Genomic DNA, 17,715 nt, shown 5'->3' with positions numbered 1-17,715 from the left:
TGATCCGAAAATCAGACATTCGCCAGGCACGCGGCAGCGAACCTCGCAAGGGATGGTGGGGGACCTCCGTCAGGAATTATTGCCTGAGCGACAGGTCTACCACCAGCAGTATCTGTTCAAGGTTCCCAATGGCTACTGCGGCATCGGAGGCGCCAACGTCAAGCCAGGTGACCCGTCGGGGTGGGGTGCCTGCCAGACGGGCCTGGTTCCGACCGAGGAGTAGCGCCGACCTCACCGGTACGGCTCGCGCCCGGTTTCTGGGGGTGAGTCGTACCAGCTTGTGGGGCTCGCCTCTGCCTTCCCGGTCGTGAGCCGTGTCCGTCCGCGAGGCTTCACCGTTGCTTCTTCGTCGAGCTGAGAACTGATTCAGGGCGACCCTTTAAGGGGTGCTGCACGATTCCTGGCTGTTCTTCGCGCTGAGAGTCGTTTGGCAGCTCGGTTTGGCCCGCTTGCAGACAGGTGATCGTGTGGCGCTCCTTCTTCGCTTCGCCAACTTCAGAATGTGTTCTGACTTACGATGGCAGCGTGAGTACCAGCAACGCCGACGCCGTCACCTTCTCGGACCTGTCGAGAAACCCCCGAGCCGTCGCCGAACGCGCCGCACGCCTCGGACGAGTACGCGTCACTCACCGTGATGCCCCGGACTTCTACCTGACCGCCGCTGATCGTGAGGATCAGCGCGGGCAGACACTGGCTACGGCATCCCGGCTGTTCCTTGCCCTCATCAAGCACGATCCGACCGCCCGCGCGCTGGTCATCGCCATGCCCGAGGTCTTCCCCTGGGTTCGCCACCTCACCTCTGACGAACTGCGCGCCTTCACACTCGAACTGGTAGAGGCGCTCTCTGACGCCGCGGAACTGGATGTCGACCTCACCACACAGGAAGTCATCGCGGGCTGGCGGGCGACTGCTCGGATCAAGGCCGACCCCGTGCACTACGCCCAGGCTCGCAAGGCCACAAGCGGCGACTTCGGGCCAGTAGAGGTTTCAGCATGAGTTCGAAGCGTGGTGACCGAGTCACGGTCCCGCCTCCGGATGACGAATGGGATATCCGGTTCGGTGCCAGTGATGCGGTCAAGGGGTGGGAGGAACTGTGCCGCCACGCCCTGGGCAACACACGCCGATGTTTCGAGGCGCTGCGCGCCGATCCCCGCTCACGAGCGGACCATGAGCGTCAACATCGCCTACGCGGTGACCTCGCGACTCATCGTCATAATGGCCAGGACCTGGAGCAATGGGAATTCGAGGTCACCAGCGGCGGGCGCGTCCGCTATGCCATTGATGACGCCACTCGCACTGTCTGGATCGTCTATGCCTCCCCCCGTCACCCGAAAGACACCGACACCTGAAGCCGGAGGTGGGGAGCCGATCAGGTGATCCTTTGTCCGGACCGCGGCAGCCTCCCGAACCCCGGTGGCTACTGCGGCATCGGCGGCACCAACGTCAAGCTAGGTGACCCATCGGGATGGGGCGCCTGCCAGACAGGCCTGGTCCCGACCGAGGAGTAGCTCTCCAAGGAGTACCGGTCTTCGGATGCGGGTCGTTCTGCTGTTCGGCTCGCGTCGCGGTGAGACCACGTATGTCGGGCACTGCCTGGTTACACTCGATGCATGAGCGTGATGCGCGAGGAACTGCACCACCTGGTGGACTGCCTGCCCGAGGAGAAGGTGGCCCCTCTGCTTCGCCTTGTGCGTGACCAGTTCGACGAGCGGCCCGTCGTCCGTGACCTGCCGTTCATCGGGATGCTTGAGGCCGAGCCGGATTTCGCGGAACGCTCTGAAGAGATCTTGCGCTCGGAGGACAATCACTCTTTGTGATCGTCATCGATTCGGGGCCTTTGGTTGCAGCGGTCAACATCCGGGACCGGTATCACGAACCTTGCGCCAGGCTGCTGCGGAGCCACCCCGGTCCGCTTCTCGTTCCCACGACGGTCGTTACGGAGGTCTGCCAGCTCATAGAGAGACGGCAGGGGAGCAAGGCGGAGGCTGCGTTTCTCAGCTCCTTTCGGGCTGGGCTGGTTCTGGCCGACGTCACCGCCGAAGATCTGGACCGGATGAGCGAGTTTGTGGAGGTATACGCCGACCTTCCGCTGGGTGCTGTCGATGCCTCCGTGATCGCGGTGGCCGAGCGGCTTGGCCTGACCGAGGTGGCCACACTCGATCGCCGTCATTTCACCGTCGTGCGCCCCCGGCATGTGGACGCGTTCACTCTCCTGCCCGAACGGCTCTGAACACGAGATCGAAGACGCGTCTCGTGTCACGTACACGTAGTGGTTACCGCGGTACGGGTGGCACCGGGGTCTCCTGTCCGGTGGGTCTGACCTCTGGCGACGCGTAGACCTGCGGAGATAGCAGAATCCTGGCCTGAGATCGCCCGGTTCATCCGGTGCCGATCTTGGGTCAGAGCCGTTTCCGGTGAGGAGTTTCATTACATGGTTGAAGGCGGTTCGCCGGGCGTGCCAGGTGGCCAATCATCACCGGCCGCGGAAGGCAGATCGCTCAAAGCCACACCCGACACCCCCGGGGGGCAGAACCCTATGACCGGTTCGGACGCCCCGGAAAGAAGGTAGGGATCGCTCACTTCGGTTCTCGTCTACGCGGTCGGGGCGATCGACTCATCAAGGGATGCTGGCAGAGCAGCCCCGGTATGGGGTTGCTCTGCCAGCGGTGTGCCCCGACACACTGACACGCCGTTACATAACGGCGCGAACATCTGGCTAGGGCGCACTGATCGAGCTGACCCTAGCCGTGCATGTGTGTTGGCGGTCGTGAAGGGTATCCCGGGATGTCATCGGGCTCGATGTGCATTCTGGGATACGCCTGCCTTCACCGCACTCTGGGGCATGGGCAGGCAGGGTGGCGTCTGGAAGACCACGCCGTCCAGGAAGTTGCCGAACGTCGGGATGCCCCCCGCGGCTGACATCGACTCGAAAGCGAACCGTGTGGTGGTCTGTCCCGGAGGCACGATGTACACCCCGGTGTAATGGCCCCAGGCGGTGTTGTCGTCGGAGATGTCCGGGGAGGAGGCTCCGGCCGGGGTCTGGGGCACGGTCGCGCCCGGGGCGCCGATGAGCACCCGCATCACGTCGGTACCGAGGCGACCTCGGTGATACAGCGACCAGGTTATCGGTGTTCCCGGGACGGTGGGCACGTCCTGGTAGAGCGTGGAGACCTGGTTGGCGTTGAGCTCGGCGAACTGCTGGCCGTCGGCTGCCGGGACGGCGATGCTCCCGCCTCCGGTCTGACCGCTACGCCAGAACTCCAGCTTGCGGTCGGTGGCGGTGGTGCGCCAGCCGACGGCGGGGTTGATGGAGGCGTCGTCGATGGAGTAGTCGATCGTGGCCACGGGCGGTGTCTCGAAGCTGCCGTTGATCAGGCTGACCGGTGCGTAGGCGCAGGTGACCGTGACGGTGACCGTGGCGGTGGCAGTTCCGCAGGCGGTGGTGATGGTGTAGGTGAAGGTGTCGGTACCGCCGAGGCCTGCGTTGGGTGTGTAGGTCACGGTGTTGCCGGAGATCGTCGCGGTGCCGTTGCGGGGCTGGGTGACGCTGGTGATCGTCGGTGTGGTCGCGGTGTCGTTGGCCAGCACGGGCACGCTGACGGGAGTGCCTTGCGGGGTGGTGGCGGTGTCGTTGACAGCCCTGGTGGGTGAGATGGACTGCCCGTTGACGATTTGGATCGGCGGGGCGGGTGTGTTGTTTCCGAGTTGGCCAGGGAAGGCGATGACGCTGCTGATCCCACTGGGCCGGATGGTCATGCTCCGCCCGATGGTGCCTTGCCTGACCCGGAAGGTGATGGTCTTGGCGGCCGGGTCGGTCTTGGTGCCCGGCGAGGTGATCGACAGGGTGTTGCCGTTGATGACGCCGGTTCCGGACTGGCTGACGATATCGGCGTTGGCCAGCAGGGACGACAGGTCCCAGGTGGTGGTGTAGGTCCTGACCAGCAGTGGCCACCGGGCCGTGTGGTGTGCCAGGGTGAGGCTGAAGGTGCTGCCCGGTGCGATCTGTCCGCCCCACAGGGACGGGAAGGTGGTGACCGCCACCGACCCGTTGCCCAGCCTCATGCCGAGCACGTTCCTCCAGTAGTAGTCGACGGGGTAGGTCGCCTGCCCCTGCCGGACACACGGCGCGGTGGCGGTGTGTGTGACGGCCTGCCGCGCACCGCTGGCGGCGTGCGCGGAGCTTTCAGCCGCCGCCTGTGTGCCCGATGCGGGCAGCAACGCCATCAAGGCGCAGGTCAGCGCGGTGAACGCGGATCTGGGTCGGTGTGACATCAACACTGAACTCCACTCGGTCGTTAGGGATGTCCTCGTAGATCAACTTCACGGCGACGCTACTGTCGGTATTCGATCAGTTGCCTTAAGTGGTTGGCTGTGCGGTTTTCGTGTCGCGCCCCGGCCGTGCCGTATCCAGCCAGACCGACACGAGCGCGATCCCCTGTCCCTCGTGAACATGGGCGGCGATCTGGAGCGGCCATTCGTGCGCTGGACGAGGCCGTCGCGTCGCCGCGGTCTCAGCGCGAACTGGAGGCGGTCATCTACGCTCTGCGCATGATCCGCTGAGGGTGAGAGGGGACTTCCGTGCCGGAGAAGCCGGAGAAGCCGGAGGAATTGTCGAGGCTGACGGGCCTGCTGTACGAGATCGGGCTGCTCAAGCGCTACAAGCGCACGGGCTGGCTGGTCGCGGGAGTACGGGATCCCGAGAGCATCGCCGATCATTCCTTCCGTACGGCGATCATCGCGGGTGTGATCACCGCCTTGGAGGGCGGCAACCCCGAGCGCGCGGCGTTTCTGAGCCTGTTCCACGACACCCAGGAGACCCGCGTCACCGACATCCCCTACGTCGGCAAGCGTTACCTGAAGGCGGCGCCGAATGAGGAGGTCACGGCCGACCAGGTGCGCGGCATTCCGGAGCCGGTGGCGAAGATGGTGGGTGGCGCGGTCGGTGAGTACGAGGAGAAGACCAGCCTCGAAGCCGTCTGCGCTCGCGACGCCGACAAGCTCGAATGCCTGATTCAGGCCGTTGAGTACCGCGAGCAGGGGCACCAGAACGTGCAACCGTGGATCGACAGCTCGCTCGCTGCGTTGCGGACGGCGTCCGCGAAGCGCCTCGCGGACGAGGTGCTCAGCACGGGATCACTGGAGTGGATGATGCGCGTCCTCAGCGGAGATTGAGTCACCTTACGCTCATCGAAGCCCGGGCACTCCAGGTGCATGTGGCATCAAGGTGATGTACCCCGAGTTCAGTGGAGTCAGCTCGGTTGGCCTGCTTGCTGACGGGGGCCGACTTCCGCCGCGATGTGTACTCCTAGCCGGACTGGGTGATCGTCGGCCGAGCATCCTCAGGAGGCCGGTCGTGATACACGGTCATCCCTTCTGATCCCCCGGTCGTGACCGATTCGTGGGACGCGCCACCTGTTTTCGCGCCTTCGAGACCACGGAGCTGTCGTCAACAGCCGGGGGGATCTTCGGTCGGTCGCGAGCGGGACCACTAGATCACCCTCCAGAAGGACGATCTTCATCATGGCTACGACCACACTTTGATCTTCACCGCGCCACCTCTCTGACGTAATCGCATGCAGAAGGGAACGATGAAGATGAGGACGTACAGCAAGGTCGCACCTGTCGCGATGGCGGCTGCCGCTCTGGCGGCCATGACGGTGGCCTCTCCCGCCTCGGCCGAGTCCGCCGCGGCGGTGACGATCAGGGTCGAGCGAGCCTACGCCGAGACCGTGCCGGAGTGGAACACGCAGTTCACGTGTCCGACGAATCAGGTGCTCACCGGCCGTTCGCACGTCGGCGACGAGAACGCCCGGACCACCTACTACTGCAGTTGGATTCTCATCAACGGCGAGCAGGTCCGTGTGTCCCTCGGTGACTGGACCTCCGGGCAGAAGGAGAGCAGGTCCAGCTACACCGCTCCGGCGGACCAGGCGCTCGTCGGCAGGTCGCACACCGGCGACGAGAACGGCACGACGAGCTACCGTGCCGCCACGCTGTCCTGGCAGGGCCGTCCGGTACGGCTGACCGGCGCTGACTGGAGCAGCCAGTACATCGAGAGCAAACACACCTACCAGGCGGACTACAACCGGGTCCTCATCGGCCGCTCGCACAGCGGGGATGAGAACGGTAAGACCCGATACCAGCACGCCCTTGTGATCTTCGAGGGCTGACCTTACCCACCGTCAATCCGATCGCCGCCGGCCGAACCGGTGGGAGAGGGCGGCGGTCAGGTGACCATCTCAGCGAGCGACAGGTTCGGCTCGGTCCTCATCCGGCCGAGCGGCCGTCACCGTGTGGATCGGCACATCTGCCGAAAGCCGGGGATCTCGGTCGGCCCCGGCGGGGCCACCAGATCATCCCCCAGGGGGATCCCATCATGGCCACACCGCACTGTGATCTTCATCCCGCCGCCTCTCTGGACGTAATCGCACGCAAGAAGGGATCCGAAGAAGATGAAGACGAGGACGTACGGCAAGGTCGTACCCGTCGCGATGGCGGCTGCCGCTCTGGCGGCCATGACGGTGGCCTCTCCCGCCTCGGCCGAGTCCGCCGCGGCTGCGGTGACGATCAAGGTTGAGCGCGTTTACTCCGAAAGCGTGCTGGAGCGGAGAGACGCGTTCACCTGTCCGGCGAATCAGGTGCTCACCGGCCGTTCGCACGTCGGTGACGAGAACAAGTGGACCACCTACTACTGCAGCTGGATTTTCATCAACGGTGAGCAGGTCGAGGTGCACTCCGGGGACTGGACCTCCAGCCAGAGGGAGAGCAAGTCCAGTTACACCGCCCCGACGGACCAGGCGCTCGTCGGCAGGTGGCACACCGGTGACGAGAACGGCATGACGAAGTACCGCACCGGTGCGCTGTACTGGCAGGGCCGTCAGGTACGGCTGACCAACCTGCCCTGGAGCGGCGACTACACGGAGAGCAACCACACCGTACAGGCGGGCTACAACCAGGTCATGACCGGCCGCTCGCACAACGGGGACGAGAACGGCAAGACCCGTTACCAGTACGCCACGGTGACCTTCGAGGGCTGATCCCGCCCGTGTCGCCCTGATCGCCGCCGCCAATCCGTGGGGCGGCGATCAGCCGCTCCCATATAAGAGACATGCAGGAACTGGAGCGAATCCGCCTCGCTCGTCGCGACCGGCACCCGGAGCGGAGCGCCACCACCACACCTACGGCCGTGTGTCATTCATTTACAGATCCTTGGCCTCTGAGGACGCACGGCAGGGGTATGTCGTCCCTCATAGGGCGATCTTGGGCCTAGGAAGGAGGTCGGCCATGTATGCAACGGTACGGCGATACGAGGGGATAACCGATCCCGCCGAGGCGGGACGCAGAGTGAGTGAGGAGTTCGTGCCACTCATCCGCCAGGTCCCCGGGTTCGTGGCTTACTACTGGGTCGACGCTGGAGACGGGGTGATGGTTTCCACCAGCGTCTTTGAAGATCGAACCGGGATCGAAGAATCCACCAAGAGGGCTGCGGACTACGTGCGGGAGGAGCTTGCCTCCCTGCTTCCGAACCCTCCTCAGGTCACGGCCGGCGAGGTTGTCGCGTCCGGATAGTGGCCATCTGTGTGGGGTGTGACTTTCCGGCCGACTGGCCTATTGCGTACAACGCGACTACGGTCGCTCTTCTCAGGAGGGTGCCGGTCTGCCGCCCGATCCCCCTATGACGGAAGACGCAGGGTGAACGTCGTGCGGACACCTGGCACGCTGGCGACCGTGGCTGTGCCACCGTGCGCCTCGGCCAGGTTGCGCACGATGGCGAGCCCGAGCCCGCTGCCGCCGGTCTGGCGGTTGCGGGATTTCTCCGCCCGCCAGAACCGGTCGAAGACGTGGGGGAGATGCTCGGCGCGGATCCCGATCCCCGTGTCGGTCACCTCGATGACGACCTGGTCGCCATCCTGGCGGGCGCCGCGTCGGCGAGGGCGAGTTCCTGGAGGTCGTCGACGATGTGCTGCAGCAGCAGGATCTCCTCGACCAGCGAGGCGATCAGCGCGGGGTCCAGCTCGGCGACGCCGTCCTGGGAGGCCTCCAACCAGCCCCTGAGGTTGCTCAGCGGTGTGCGCAGTTCGTGGGTCGCTGACCATGGCTTTGCGCTGCTCCTCCATGCGCTGGAGGTGTTCCGACATCTCGTTGAACGCCGTGGCGAGCTCGCTGATCTCGCCGGTGGTCCTGACCGTGACGCGGGCGGAGCTGTCGCCGTCGCGCATCCGCTGCGCGGCGTGGGTGAGCGCGTTGACAGGCCTGACCAGGCGCCTGGCCGCCATGACGCTCACGCCCACGGTCAGCACGAGCACGAGGAGGGTGGCACCGGCGATCGAGGGCAGCGGAATGTGCTGGCCGGTGGTCTCGGCGGGGGAGTCGATGTACAGGTACGCCGCGGGGGCGACGTAGGGATCGAGTTGTTCTTTGCGGGCGCGCATCGAGCTTTTTGTGCTCGTCCTCGTCAAGTTCGAGAGGGGGCGGGGGCCCGGGGATGTCCAGGTCCAGCAGGGTCCAGTCCAGTCCTGATCCCCATCCGTCGTCCAGGCACGCCCAGCGGGTCATGGCTGCGATCACTGACTCGGGCCTGTCGAGGATCGCTTGGAAGTGCCGGTCGGGTGCCCCGTCGCGGTGTTCCAGCACATAGTCGCCTCCATCCTCGTGCCATACCTGAATGAAGACTTCGGGTAGGTCGGGAATCCGCTGGACGACCAGGAACCTTTCGCCCTGGCTGCCCAGCCGGTTGACCAGTTCGGCGAGTTCCTCGGCGCTTGCCTGGACGTACCGGTGACCGTCCTCCGTCAGCACGGTGATCGCGAACATACCGGTCACCCTGGCACAGGGCGCGGACAGGTGACCAGCCCAGCGGGGCGGAAGCACCTGCCGGGCACACGGCCCGCGAAGGTCGTCGGCTACCCGGCGCCGGTTCGTGGCCGAGGGCCCTTGTGGAGGGTTCCCGCATGGCACAAGGCACCGAAAACAGCTACTGCGCCTTTGGCGCGCCAACGTCAAGCTGGGTGACCCATCGGGTGGGGTGCCTGCCAGACGGGCCTGGTAGCGACAGAGGAGTGGCTCCACAGCGCTCTGCCGTACGGCTCATGCTCGATCTCCGGGTATGGGCCGTTCTTCATGGCGTTCGCGCAGGTCATGGTCAAGCTCGTGGTCTCAGGTGAGCGACCCGGCAAAGACAATGATCTCGTCGATGTCACCTTTGGCGGTCACATGGACAACATCCATGCCGGACAAGATGCTCTCACCAGTGGCGGTCTCATAGCGCCAGCCGAACCTCGCCCATTCGCCGGGAGCGTCTACCCGGGTCGTCCTGACGAGGCGTCCCGGTCCACTGGGATGACCGTGGACGACCTCGGTGATGAAGTCGCCGACGACCTCGCGGCCGACACCGCGCCCCAATGGACCCCAGAAGACGACATCGGCGGTCACCGCGCGACTCAGGAGGGTGGCGCGGCGCTCAGGATCGGTGGTGGCGGTGGCCTCGATGAAGATGTCGATGGCCTGCGCGTAGGGATCCTCATCCATCATTATTCGGGGGGCCTTTCAGCGAATGGCGCCAGCATGTCCCCGACACGGTACAGCGGCCGCCCGGCTTCGGTTTCCCCGCGGTGAGAATGCGTTCACGGTGGAAGTAGCCGCAGATCATCGCCGGAGTGAGGCGCTTTTGGAGGATGTGGTCCCGCACGCGGGTTGTTCGCCGTACGACCACATCGAGGTGTGACCGAGTGTGTTGGCGGGCGTTGTCGACACCTCCGTGCTCGCGGTGGCTGAGCGGCTTGGCCTGACCGAGGTGGTCACACTCGATCGCCGTCATTTCACCGTTGTGCGCCCCCGGCATGTGGACGTGTTCACTCTCCTGTCCGAACGGCTCTGAACACGAGATCGAAGACGCGTCTCGTGTCATGACGCGTAGTGGTTACCGCGGTACGGGGGCACCAACGTTAAGCCAGGTGACCTGTTGGGGTGGGGTGCCTGCCAGACGGGGCTGGTCTCGGCCGAGGAGTAGCTCCCCAGGTTCTGCCTGTACGGCTCTCGTTGCCTGGGCGTGAGCCGTGCCGTCTGTGCGGTTTCGCCGGCACCTTTTCGCCGATCCAGGTGAGTCGGCGAAGCACTGATCACATTCGGTCAGGAGTTCCAGGCCGGGCAGGCTTAGCGGAACGTGCGCCGGTAAGTGTGAGGGCTGACGCCTGTGACCCGCTTGAAGCGGTCGCGGAAGGCGGTGGAGGAGGCGAAACCGACCTGGGCGCCGATGCGTTCGACGGTGTGGTCGGTGGTTTCCAGCAGGTGCTGAGCTTGGCGGATACGGGCGCGGTGCAGCCATTGAAGCGGGCTGGCGCCGGTCTGCTCGCGGAAGCGGCGCATCAGTGTGCGGGGGCTCATACCGGCGTGGGCGGCGATGTCGGCCACGGTCAGGTCGCGGTCCAGGGAGGTCTGCAGCCAGATGAGCAGGGGTTCGAGTGCGGAGCCTCGAGGCGCGGACGGGAGCGGCTGGACGATGAACTGAGCCTGCCCGCCCTCCCGCTCCAGCGGCATGACCGACAGTCGTGCGGCGTCGGCGGCCACGGCGGAACCATAGTCGCGGCGGATCAGGTGCAGGCACAGGTCCAGCCCGGCCGCGGCGCCCGCAGAGGTGAGGATCTGTCCGTTGTCGACATAGAGAACGTCGGGCTCCACCTCGATGTCCGGGTACGCGGTGGCCAGCAGTCGGCTGCGGCCCAGTGGGTGGTGGCACGCAGACCACCGAGCAGTCCGGCGGCGGCCAGGGGGAAGGCGCCCGAGCAGATGGAGGCGATACGGGTGCCGTTGGCGGCGGCGGCCTTGAGGGCGTGGCGGACGGCCGGTGACAGCGGGTCCGTCGGGCTCGCGGTGCCGGGGATCTGGTAACCGGGACGGCCGTCCGGCGATCGCGTACGGGTGAAGACCTCGATCGGGGGGGACAGGTCAAAGCGGAGGTCCCTCGCTCGTGGACCTCATCCGTTCCCGGTGGGGGCTGCTCAACCGCTCGCAAGGCGGCACGGCCTGAGGGCTGTCCTATCCGGTGCCCGGCGCGCTTCTCATCGCTCGGATCCAGGGGCAACACGGTAGTCGCAGCCGACGGCGTCGCCTGCGCGGCGATTACGGCTGGAGGCGTTTGATCTCGCGGTGCCTCGGCCAGATGACTGTGTCACGTGTCACATCGATCGCATGTCACGGATCGGTGGGCAACTTGCATCCCGTGGTTGTCCACACCAAGTGAAAGGCACAACGATGACCACACAGCGCGAAACCGGCACGGCGGCCCCCCACCGCGTTCTGATCCTGGGGGCGGGGTACGCAGGCATGGCCGCGGTGATCCAGCTCGCGGCTCGGACCAAAGGGTGCGAAGACATGCAGGTGACTCTGGTGAATCCGCAGGAGCGGTTCACCGAGCGGTTGCGGCTGCACATCTCGGCGACCGGGCAGCAGGTCGCCGAGATGAACATCCCGGAGCTGTTGGAGGGCACGGATGCGCGGTTCGTGCGCGGCTGGGTGACAGCGGTGGATGCGGACGCGAAGATCGTGCGGATCGACGACAACCGGGTGCTGCACTACGACACGCTGGTGTACGGGCTGGGCAGCGTGGCCGACACGGTGACGGTGCCGGGTGTGGAGGAGCACGCGTACACCCTTAACACCGCCCAAGACGCTGAGGTGCTGGCCGAGCGGCTGGCTCGGCTCGACCGTGGCACGGTCGTGGTCGGCGGCAGCGGGTTGACCGGTGTCGAGTCGGCCGCGGAGATCGCTGAGCGGTACCCCGGGCTGAACGTCGTGCTGCTGGGCCGGCAGGAGCCAGGCGCGGCTATGAGCCCCAAGCCGAAGGCGTATCTGCAGGCCGCGCTCACGCGCCTGGGTGTCCAGGTGCGCAGCGGGATCGAGGTGGTGAAGGTACTGCCCGACTCGGTCGAACTGGCGGGCGGGGAGAGCGTCGCCGCCGATGTCGTCCTGTGGACGAGCGGTACGCGGGTGTCGCCGCTGGCGGCCGCCGCCGGTCTGACCGTCGACGAGCACGGCCGCATCGTCACCGACGCAACGCTACGGTCGGTGTCGCACCCGGACGTGTACGCCGTGGGCGACGCGGCCGCGATCCGCCAGGGCTTTGGCGTCATGCACGGCACCTGTCAGGGGGGCATGCCGACCGGTGTGCACGCCGCGGTGTCGATCGTCCGCGCACTGGACGGCGGGCAGCCCAAGCCGTTCCGCTTCGGCTATTACCACACGCCGGTGAGCCTGGGACGGCACGATGCGGTTGTCCAGTTCACCCACCCCGACGACAGCCCCCGACGGGTGTATCTGACCGGTCGCGTGGCGGCACGGTATAAGGAGACGGTGACCGCATCACCCTGGCCGACCTACGGCCGTATGAAGAAGATGCCGGCCTCAGGCCGGTACCAGCGCGAGACCTATGTGGGGCCGTGGTTGCCGGAACCCATCCTGACCGTCGGCGACACCGCCGACGACATCACGAACGCCGAGTCGGTCTCGACGGCGATGCTGGTGGTGCTGGAAACCCTGAGCCCGCTTGAGCGCGCGGTGTTCGTGCTGAAGGAGGTCTTCGACTTCAGTCATGCCGAGATCGCGCAGGCGGTTGAGCGTTCCGAGACGGCGGTGCGCCAGGCCGCGCACCGTGCCCGCGAGCACGTACGGGCACGGCGGCCGCGTTTCACCGCCGACCGATCGCGGCAGCGCGATGTCACGGAGCGGTTCCTCGCTGCCGCGACCGGGGGTGACATCAACACACTCATGGAACTGCTGTCCCCGGACGTCACGCTGTGGACCGATGGGGGAGGCAAGGTCCGTCAGGCCCTGCGTCCGGTCGTGGGTGCTCAGACGGTGGCCGCCTGGTTCGCCGCCATCGGCAAGGTCACTTACCAGGGCGTCGAGCCCGCCGACATGAACGCCGAACTGGTCGAGATCAACGGCGGCCCGGGCATGGTGTTCAGCGGTCTGGAACGCATCATCGCCACTGTGACCTTCGATTTCGATGCCGACGGCCGCATCACCACCATCCACAACATCGCCAACCCGGACAAACTCCAGGCCATCGCCGGGGGGATCACTCGCGACGTCGGCACCATCTGAGACCTGCCCAGGCCCTCCTTGGGTCCGCCGACGGGCCACGCGTGCCCGGTTGGTGTGGTGGGCCGACTGGAGCCTCATGCGTGGCGGCCCGCTCGCTCAGCGTTGCGGTAGTACCGACGGCGACAACCTCGCCCCGGGGGCAGCCGATCAGCATGTCGGTGCGTAGATCGGCCTCGGACGAGAGCTCGTACGGACCGAACCAGATGATCATCTCATGACAGGGCGACACTGATCACAGCCGCCAGGTGCTTGGCTCGTCCTCCCGTGGGGGATATGAGTTACTGCCTAAAGCGGGCCCCGTCCGCTGCGCTGCACCATGGGTACTCCTCTTGAAGCAAGACCGGTTCGCAGAACCAGGGCTTGAAGACCCTCATGTCACCGAGAAGTGGTACCAAAAAATGGTACCGTCGGTCGTATGGCTGAGACACGGCTTCGGCTGCCGGATGAGACGTACGAGCAGATCAAGCAGATCGCCGGCGGTGACGCGCAGAGCGTTAACTCGGCGATGGTGGTGGCCATCGAGGAATACATCGCCCGACGGAGGCGGGAACGCTACCAGGCGATGGGCCGGAAGATCGCTGAGCGGGACCGGGAGTTGCTTGAGCGGCTCGCTCGATGATGCTCTATCCGACCACCTCGGACCTTCTTGCCTTGGCTGAGGTGGTGCTGCCGGAGGTCCTTCTCCGCGATGGTGGCCAACTGCACGCAGCGGTGCTGCGCCTGCAGGCCATCGTCTTCGGCGATGACGCCTATCCGGACCTGTGGGAGAAGGCGGCGGCTCTGATGCAGAGCATTCTGATCGGGCACCCGCTGGTGGACGGTAACAAGCGGCTCGCTTGGGCGGCGTCCGTCGCCTTTCTGGAGGACAACGGGGAGATCCTGGAGTACCGGGACGTGGACGAAGCCGAAAAGCTCGTCATCGCCGTAGCAATGGGTGAGCTGAAAGACATCCCCGACCTGGCGCAGCGACTCCGCAAACTTCGTGAGTGAAGATTGACAAGGGTGACCTTCTAAGGGCTGCTGCACGATTCATGGCTGTTCTTCGCGCTGAGAGTCGTTTGGCAGCTCGGTTTGGCCCGCTTGCAGACAGGTGATCGTGTGACGCTCCTTCCCCGGTTCGCCAACTTCAGAATGTGTTCTGACTTACGATGGCAGCGTGAGTACCAGCAACGCCGACGCCGTCACCTTCTCGGACCTGTCGAGAAACCCCCGAGCCGTCGCCGAACGCGCCGCACGCCTCGGACGAGTACGCGTCACTCACCGTGATGCCCCGGACTTCTACCTGACCGCCGCTGATCGTGAGGATCAGCGCGGGCAGACACTGGCTACGGCATCCCGGCTGTTCCTTGCCCTCATCAAGCACGATCCGACCGCCCGCGCGCTGGTCATCGCCATGCCCGAGGTCTTCCCCTGGGTGCGCCACCTCACCTCTGACGAACTGCGCGCCTTCACCCTCGAACTGGTAGAGGCGCTCTCTGACGCCGCGGAACTGGATGTCGACCTCACCACACAGGAAGTCATCGCGGGCTGGCGGGCGACCGCTCGGATCAAGGCCGACCCCGCCCACTACGCCCAGGCCCGCAAGGCCACGAGCGGCGACTATGGGCCGGTAGAGGTTTCAGCGTGAGCCCAAAGCGCGGTGACCGAGTCACGGTCCCGCCTTCGGATGACGAATGGGACATCCGGTTCGGTGCCGGCGACGCGGTCAGGGGGTGGGAGGCGTGTGAGGAGCGATCAGGCCAAGGGGGTGTGTCGTTGGGGGTGTACGGATACTTCAAGGACGACGGCGTCGGCTCCGTCGGCGTCGACGAGGTGTTCTTCCACGGTGGGGCCGGTGACGGCCAGGCGATGGCGGTGCAACCAACCGAACAACTCCCGCCCGGCGCGGACCACATCCGTGGAGGGCGGAACGACGGCTCGCACGACGGCGCGAGCGGGCAGGGTGAGCCGCTCGCCGACGCGATCGGTGGTCACCGCCGCGGTGAATCCGCCGGTCGGCTGCCCGCGCAGCCAGGTCAGCAGGGTCGCCGGCGGTGCCGGGCACACGGCGGCCAGCTCGGACGGATGATCGAGGTGCAAACGGCGGACGCGCAGGCGGCGCGGGCCCATCGTGGTCTGCTGGGGCAGGATCGACATCGGCGTGGCGAGGTGGTCCTCGGCGTGGGCCGCGGTGGCGGCCAGAGCGGCGATGTCACGCTTGATGTCCGTCACGATCTCGGCCAGGGCCTGTCGCAGGTGTTCCTCGGGAGCGTCCAGCAGATCGGCGATCTGGCGTAGCGGCAGGCCGAGGCGCTGCAATCCGCGGATGCGTTCCAACCGTGACAGTTCGGCCACGCCGTACCAGCGGTAACCGGTGGTGTGGTTCACCGCGGCGGGAGTCAGCAGTCCGATCTTGTCGTAATGGCGGAGGGTGCGTTCGGATACGCCGACCATGCGCGCCAGTTGCCCGATCCGCCACACGGTGGCCTCTTCTCCCCGACATGTTGACCTTGTCGCTGCGGCAAGGTCCTACCGTCACCGTCCATGACCGATTCGAATCCTCGGCCCCGACTTGCCGGTGTCCTGTTGCTGACCTCGTTGCTGGCCATGATTACCGGTGCGGCCATCGTGGTGCCATCGGGGTTGACCCTGAATTCAGCCGACCCCGCCGCCGCGCTGGCCGCGGTAGGCGAGCAGTTCGAGCTGCACCTGACCGAGCTGGCCCTCGACGTGCTGGGCTGGCTGGCACTGACCGCGGTCGGGCTCGTGATGTCCGCCGGCTCCGCCGAGGCACCCAGACCGCACCTGGTGACGCTGTCCGGCGGACTGCTGGCCGCCGCCGGGCTGGCGGGCCTTCTTCATGACGCCGGGAACCTGGCGCTGACCCAGTTGGCCGCCGACCCCGCCGCCCCGGCGGCCGCCTCCGTGGCTTGGGCGGTGCTGCTCACCGCCAAGTGGGCGGTTAACCTGGCCGGGCTGCTGTGGGTCGCCGCCACCGCCGCCGCGGCAGCCGGTATCCCGATGCCCGCCGGGCTCCGCATCGCCGGGGCGGTCGCCGCGATCTCCGGCCTGGCCGCGGTCGCGCTTCCGTGGACGACCGGAACCGGTGGGCCGACGGCGGCGCTGGAACAGCTCGGGTACGTCCTCCATCTGCCGATCATGCTCTGGTACGGGGTGCTGGGCTGGCGGTATCTGCGCGGCCGGTGACCGGCACCTGTGAACCCGTACGCCCTGCTGCCTGTGCGGCTCTGAGCGAGGCACCGAAGGCGTCGCTGCGCTATCGGCTACTGCGGCGTCGGCGGCACCAACGTCAAGCTAGGTGACCCGTCGGGATGGGGCGCCTGCCAGACGGGCCTGGTTCCGACCGAAGAGTAACTTCACAGCACTCCGTTGTACGGCTCGCGCTCAACTCCTGGGCGCGAGCCGTCCTGTTATCCGGACTACAGCCGGTTCCTATAGCTCGGTGAGGGCATACAGCAGCGCGGCCATGCTGGTGCCGCTCACGATGTCGCCCTTGCCGACCAGTCGGGGGATGTCGCCCAGCGGTACCCACTCGACGCGCTCGGCCTCCCAATCCTCGGTGGGCGGGCCGATGTAGGTGGCGCTGTCGGCGTGGAAGACGTGGTGGACGGAGTCGGAGATGCCGTTGGTCGGCTGGACCTTCACCAGCGGGCGCAGTGGCCCTGGTCGCCAGCCGGTCTCCTCCTCGACCTCGCGCGCCGCGGCGGCCGCCGACTCCTCCCCATCCTCGATCTTCCCGATGGGAATCTCCCATCCCCAGGAGTCGGTGATGAAGCGATGCCGCCAGATCAGCAGCACCCGGCGCCGCTCATCGGTGACCACGGCTCCGGCTCCGGGCGCGGTGCGAATCAGCCGGTGATCCAGATGCCTGCCGTCGGGCAGTTCCACATCCGCCACCCGGACGTCGAGCCACGGGTCGGTGTAGAGAGGCTCTTCGGAGTTGACCTGCCAGCGCATGCGGCGTACTCCCAGTGTGGTTGCCTGATCTCGGCCCCACGCTACAAGGGCACACGTGCCTGCTGGCGTACCTGCCTCAGAAACCCTCGGACCGCACGGGCGTCGTAGGGCCGCAGCGCGTCGGCCACCGTGGCGACCCGCTCGGCGATGCGCTCGGACTCCATGCCCTGCGCGTGCTCCAACATGGTCTCGGCGGTGGTGACGGCCTGATCCAGTTCGCGACGCTCGGCCAGGACAAGGGCGAGGGCGAGGGGGGCGAGCCGGTGTGTCTGGCCGCGCAGATGGCAGGTGCCGGCGGACTTGAGTGCCTCCTCGGCGTAGGCCTGTGCCGCCATGAGATCACCGAGCCGCCGTTCACGTCCAGGGGGATGGTGCGCGAGTTTTCGCTGGTGACAGGCGTGGCGTCGTGTAATGAAGCCGGGCGTGAGCCCTACGGCGGAGAATTGAATGCAAAAATCTGGGCACGACCTCTGTGGTCAGTGACCGGAGGTCGCACCCAAATGTTTCACAGACCGAATCGCGTCAGGTCATTAGCCGTTCTTCGGAACCTCGTCGCGTGATAGTTGCTTCGCGACGGCGTCCTTCCACCGGTTGCGAATGTCATCGGAGCGCGCAAGGGCGCCTTCCGGAATCTTTACGTCACCGTACTGCGACAGC

24 protein-coding genes are annotated in these 17,715 nt (G+C 66.3%); 15 read left to right on the top strand and 9 right to left on the bottom strand.

Features of this window, described 5'->3' with window-relative positions; genetic code table 11:
- Positions 1-79 precede the first annotated feature (79 nt).
- The 5 genes from AB0395_RS23985 to AB0395_RS23965 all read left to right on the top strand — a co-directional run bounded on the left by AB0395_RS23985 (position 80) and on the right by AB0395_RS23965 (position 2,230).
- Positions 80-223, top strand: coding sequence for a hypothetical protein (locus AB0395_RS23985; protein WP_366283906.1), 144 nt, complete (start codon positions 80-82; stop codon positions 221-223).
- A 302-nt stretch (positions 224-525) separates the two neighbouring features.
- Complete coding sequence (locus tag AB0395_RS23980; protein WP_366283903.1) at positions 526-996, top strand: hypothetical protein; 471 nt, start codon at positions 526-528, stop codon at positions 994-996.
- A complete protein-coding gene (locus AB0395_RS23975; RefSeq protein WP_366283901.1) occupies positions 993-1,349 on the top strand; it encodes a hypothetical protein in 357 nt (118 codons plus the stop codon). Before AB0395_RS23980 ends, AB0395_RS23975 begins: the two co-directional genes overlap by 4 nt.
- Before the next feature lie 261 nt (positions 1,350-1,610).
- A complete protein-coding gene (locus AB0395_RS23970) occupies positions 1,611-1,817 on the top strand; it encodes a hypothetical protein (RefSeq protein WP_143121008.1) in 207 nt (68 codons plus the stop codon).
- Complete coding sequence (locus AB0395_RS23965; protein WP_366283898.1) at positions 1,814-2,230, top strand: PIN domain-containing protein; 417 nt, start codon at positions 1,814-1,816, stop codon at positions 2,228-2,230. The genes AB0395_RS23970 and AB0395_RS23965 overlap by 4 nt, the downstream gene beginning before the upstream one ends.
- Positions 2,231-2,787: 557 nt before the next feature.
- Here the strand turns inward: AB0395_RS23965 and AB0395_RS23960 are convergent.
- Positions 2,788-4,272, bottom strand: a complete 1,485-nt coding sequence (locus AB0395_RS23960) for an Ig-like domain-containing protein (RefSeq protein ID WP_366283895.1) — start codon at positions 4,270-4,272, stop codon at positions 2,788-2,790.
- Positions 4,273-4,578: 306 nt separating this feature from the next.
- On the opposite strand from AB0395_RS23960, the gene AB0395_RS23955 reads away from it, so the two are divergent.
- From AB0395_RS23955 to AB0395_RS23940, 4 genes are all read left to right on the top strand, one after another.
- On the top strand, positions 4,579-5,172 hold the full coding sequence (locus tag AB0395_RS23955) for an HD domain-containing protein (RefSeq protein WP_366283893.1): 594 nt from the start codon (positions 4,579-4,581) through the stop codon (positions 5,170-5,172).
- A 416-nt stretch (positions 5,173-5,588) separates the two neighbouring features.
- Positions 5,589-6,170: a hypothetical protein gene (locus AB0395_RS23950; RefSeq protein WP_366283890.1), complete on the top strand. Its 582-nt coding sequence runs from the start codon at positions 5,589-5,591 to the stop codon at positions 6,168-6,170.
- 282 nt (positions 6,171-6,452) lie between these two features.
- Positions 6,453-7,037: a hypothetical protein gene (locus tag AB0395_RS23945; protein ID WP_366283888.1), complete on the top strand. Its 585-nt coding sequence runs from the start codon at positions 6,453-6,455 to the stop codon at positions 7,035-7,037.
- A 247-nt stretch (positions 7,038-7,284) separates the two neighbouring features.
- Positions 7,285-7,569, top strand: coding sequence for a hypothetical protein (locus tag AB0395_RS23940; protein ID WP_366283885.1), 285 nt, complete (start codon positions 7,285-7,287; stop codon positions 7,567-7,569).
- A gap of 104 nt (positions 7,570-7,673) precedes the next feature.
- Here AB0395_RS23940 and AB0395_RS23935 read toward each other — a convergent pair whose 3' ends face one another.
- The 3 genes from AB0395_RS23935 to AB0395_RS23925 form a co-directional block, all read right to left on the bottom strand.
- Complete coding sequence (locus AB0395_RS23935; RefSeq protein WP_366283992.1) at positions 7,674-7,886, bottom strand: ATP-binding protein; 213 nt, start codon at positions 7,884-7,886, stop codon at positions 7,674-7,676.
- Positions 7,883-8,044: a hypothetical protein gene (locus AB0395_RS23930; RefSeq protein ID WP_366283990.1), complete on the bottom strand. Its 162-nt coding sequence runs from the start codon at positions 8,042-8,044 to the stop codon at positions 7,883-7,885. Before AB0395_RS23930 ends, AB0395_RS23935 begins: the two co-directional genes overlap by 4 nt.
- A gap of 1,112 nt (positions 8,045-9,156) precedes the next feature.
- Positions 9,157-9,531, bottom strand: a complete 375-nt coding sequence (locus AB0395_RS23925) for a nuclear transport factor 2 family protein (protein ID WP_366283882.1) — start codon at positions 9,529-9,531, stop codon at positions 9,157-9,159.
- Positions 9,532-9,730: 199 nt separating this feature from the next.
- Here AB0395_RS23925 and AB0395_RS23920 point away from each other — a divergent pair, with 199 nt between their 5' ends.
- A complete protein-coding gene (locus AB0395_RS23920; RefSeq protein WP_366283875.1) occupies positions 9,731-9,877 on the top strand; it encodes a hypothetical protein in 147 nt (48 codons plus the stop codon).
- A gap of 275 nt (positions 9,878-10,152) precedes the next feature.
- On the opposite strand, the gene AB0395_RS23915 is transcribed toward AB0395_RS23920, so the two are convergent.
- Both AB0395_RS23915 and AB0395_RS23910 read right to left on the bottom strand, forming a co-directional pair.
- Positions 10,153-10,677, bottom strand: coding sequence for a helix-turn-helix domain-containing protein (locus tag AB0395_RS23915; protein ID WP_366283872.1), 525 nt, complete (start codon positions 10,675-10,677; stop codon positions 10,153-10,155).
- Positions 10,590-10,850 carry a DJ-1/PfpI family protein gene (locus AB0395_RS23910; RefSeq protein ID WP_366283987.1) on the bottom strand — a complete coding sequence of 87 codons (261 nt, stop codon included), beginning with the start codon at positions 10,848-10,850 and terminating at the stop codon, positions 10,590-10,592. The genes AB0395_RS23915 and AB0395_RS23910 overlap by 88 nt, the downstream gene beginning before the upstream one ends.
- A gap of 337 nt (positions 10,851-11,187) precedes the next feature.
- Between AB0395_RS23910 and AB0395_RS23905 the strand changes: the two genes are divergently transcribed.
- The 4 genes from AB0395_RS23905 to AB0395_RS23890 all read left to right on the top strand — a co-directional run bounded on the left by AB0395_RS23905 (position 11,188) and on the right by AB0395_RS23890 (position 14,728).
- A complete protein-coding gene (locus tag AB0395_RS23905) occupies positions 11,188-13,101 on the top strand; it encodes an FAD-dependent oxidoreductase (RefSeq protein WP_366283869.1) in 1,914 nt (637 codons plus the stop codon).
- 415 nt (positions 13,102-13,516) lie between these two features.
- Entirely contained in the window at positions 13,517-13,720 is a 204-nt protein-coding gene (locus tag AB0395_RS23900) for a hypothetical protein (protein WP_086577476.1), read from the top strand.
- Entirely contained in the window at positions 13,717-14,091 is a 375-nt protein-coding gene (locus AB0395_RS23895; protein WP_366283867.1) for a type II toxin-antitoxin system death-on-curing family toxin, read from the top strand. Before AB0395_RS23900 ends, AB0395_RS23895 begins: the two co-directional genes overlap by 4 nt.
- Positions 14,092-14,257: 166 nt before the next feature.
- The gene (locus AB0395_RS23890; RefSeq protein ID WP_366283864.1) at positions 14,258-14,728 is read left to right on the top strand and encodes a hypothetical protein; all 471 of its coding nucleotides are present in this window, start codon (positions 14,258-14,260) and stop codon (positions 14,726-14,728) included.
- 107 nt (positions 14,729-14,835) lie between these two features.
- Here the strand turns inward: AB0395_RS23890 and AB0395_RS23885 are convergent, their stop codons facing one another.
- Positions 14,836-15,561: a MerR family transcriptional regulator gene (locus AB0395_RS23885; RefSeq protein WP_366283862.1), complete on the bottom strand. Its 726-nt coding sequence runs from the start codon at positions 15,559-15,561 to the stop codon at positions 14,836-14,838.
- A 63-nt stretch (positions 15,562-15,624) separates the two neighbouring features.
- Here AB0395_RS23885 and AB0395_RS23880 point away from each other — a divergent pair, with 63 nt between their 5' ends.
- The gene (locus tag AB0395_RS23880; protein ID WP_366283860.1) at positions 15,625-16,287 is read left to right on the top strand and encodes a hypothetical protein; all 663 of its coding nucleotides are present in this window, start codon (positions 15,625-15,627) and stop codon (positions 16,285-16,287) included.
- 246 nt (positions 16,288-16,533) lie between these two features.
- Here AB0395_RS23880 and AB0395_RS23875 read toward each other — a convergent pair whose 3' ends face one another.
- Together AB0395_RS23875 and AB0395_RS23870 are read right to left on the bottom strand one after the other, a co-directional pair.
- Entirely contained in the window at positions 16,534-17,058 is a 525-nt protein-coding gene (locus AB0395_RS23875) for an NUDIX domain-containing protein (RefSeq protein ID WP_366283858.1), read from the bottom strand.
- Positions 17,059-17,099: 41 nt separating this feature from the next.
- Positions 17,100-17,393 (bottom strand): hypothetical protein, encoded by a 294-nt coding sequence (locus AB0395_RS23870; RefSeq protein WP_366283856.1) that lies wholly within the window; start codon positions 17,391-17,393, stop codon positions 17,100-17,102.
- Positions 17,394-17,715 lie beyond the last annotated feature (322 nt).

Origin of the sequence: Streptosporangium sp. NPDC051023 (assembly GCF_040689595.1) — a bacterium.
Lineage (GTDB): Bacteria > Actinomycetota > Actinomycetes > Streptosporangiales > Streptosporangiaceae > Streptosporangium.
The sequence above is the reverse complement of the archived record's forward strand: the minus strand, read 5'-3'. Positions and strand labels throughout refer to the sequence as shown.

Bases quoted from the DNA above. Each gene is read 5' to 3' on its own strand.
- AB0395_RS23870 (WP_366283856.1), bottom strand. From the start codon at position 17,393: ATGGCGGCACAGGCCTACGCCGAGGAGGCACTCAAGTCCGCCGGCACC.
- AB0395_RS23895 (WP_366283867.1), top strand. From the start codon at position 13,717: ATGATGCTCTATCCGACCACCTCGGACCTTCTTGCCTTGGCTGAGGTG.
- AB0395_RS23975 (WP_366283901.1), top strand. From the start codon at position 993: ATGAGTTCGAAGCGTGGTGACCGAGTCACGGTCCCGCCTCCGGATGAC.
- AB0395_RS23960 (WP_366283895.1), bottom strand. From the start codon at position 4,272: ATGTCACACCGACCCAGATCCGCGTTCACCGCGCTGACCTGCGCCTTG.
- AB0395_RS23875 (WP_366283858.1), bottom strand. From the start codon at position 17,058: ATGCGCTGGCAGGTCAACTCCGAAGAGCCTCTCTACACCGACCCGTGG.
- AB0395_RS23945 (WP_366283888.1), top strand. From the start codon at position 6,453: ATGAAGACGAGGACGTACGGCAAGGTCGTACCCGTCGCGATGGCGGCT.
- AB0395_RS23880 (WP_366283860.1), top strand. From the start codon at position 15,625: ATGACCGATTCGAATCCTCGGCCCCGACTTGCCGGTGTCCTGTTGCTG.
- AB0395_RS23900 (WP_086577476.1), top strand. From the start codon at position 13,517: ATGGCTGAGACACGGCTTCGGCTGCCGGATGAGACGTACGAGCAGATC.
- AB0395_RS23905 (WP_366283869.1), top strand. From the start codon at position 11,188: ATGTCACGGATCGGTGGGCAACTTGCATCCCGTGGTTGTCCACACCAA.
- AB0395_RS23940 (WP_366283885.1), top strand. From the start codon at position 7,285: ATGTATGCAACGGTACGGCGATACGAGGGGATAACCGATCCCGCCGAG.
- AB0395_RS23925 (WP_366283882.1), bottom strand. From the start codon at position 9,531: ATGATGGATGAGGATCCCTACGCGCAGGCCATCGACATCTTCATCGAG.
- AB0395_RS23970 (WP_143121008.1), top strand. From the start codon at position 1,611: ATGAGCGTGATGCGCGAGGAACTGCACCACCTGGTGGACTGCCTGCCC.
- AB0395_RS23950 (WP_366283890.1), top strand. From the start codon at position 5,589: ATGAAGATGAGGACGTACAGCAAGGTCGCACCTGTCGCGATGGCGGCT.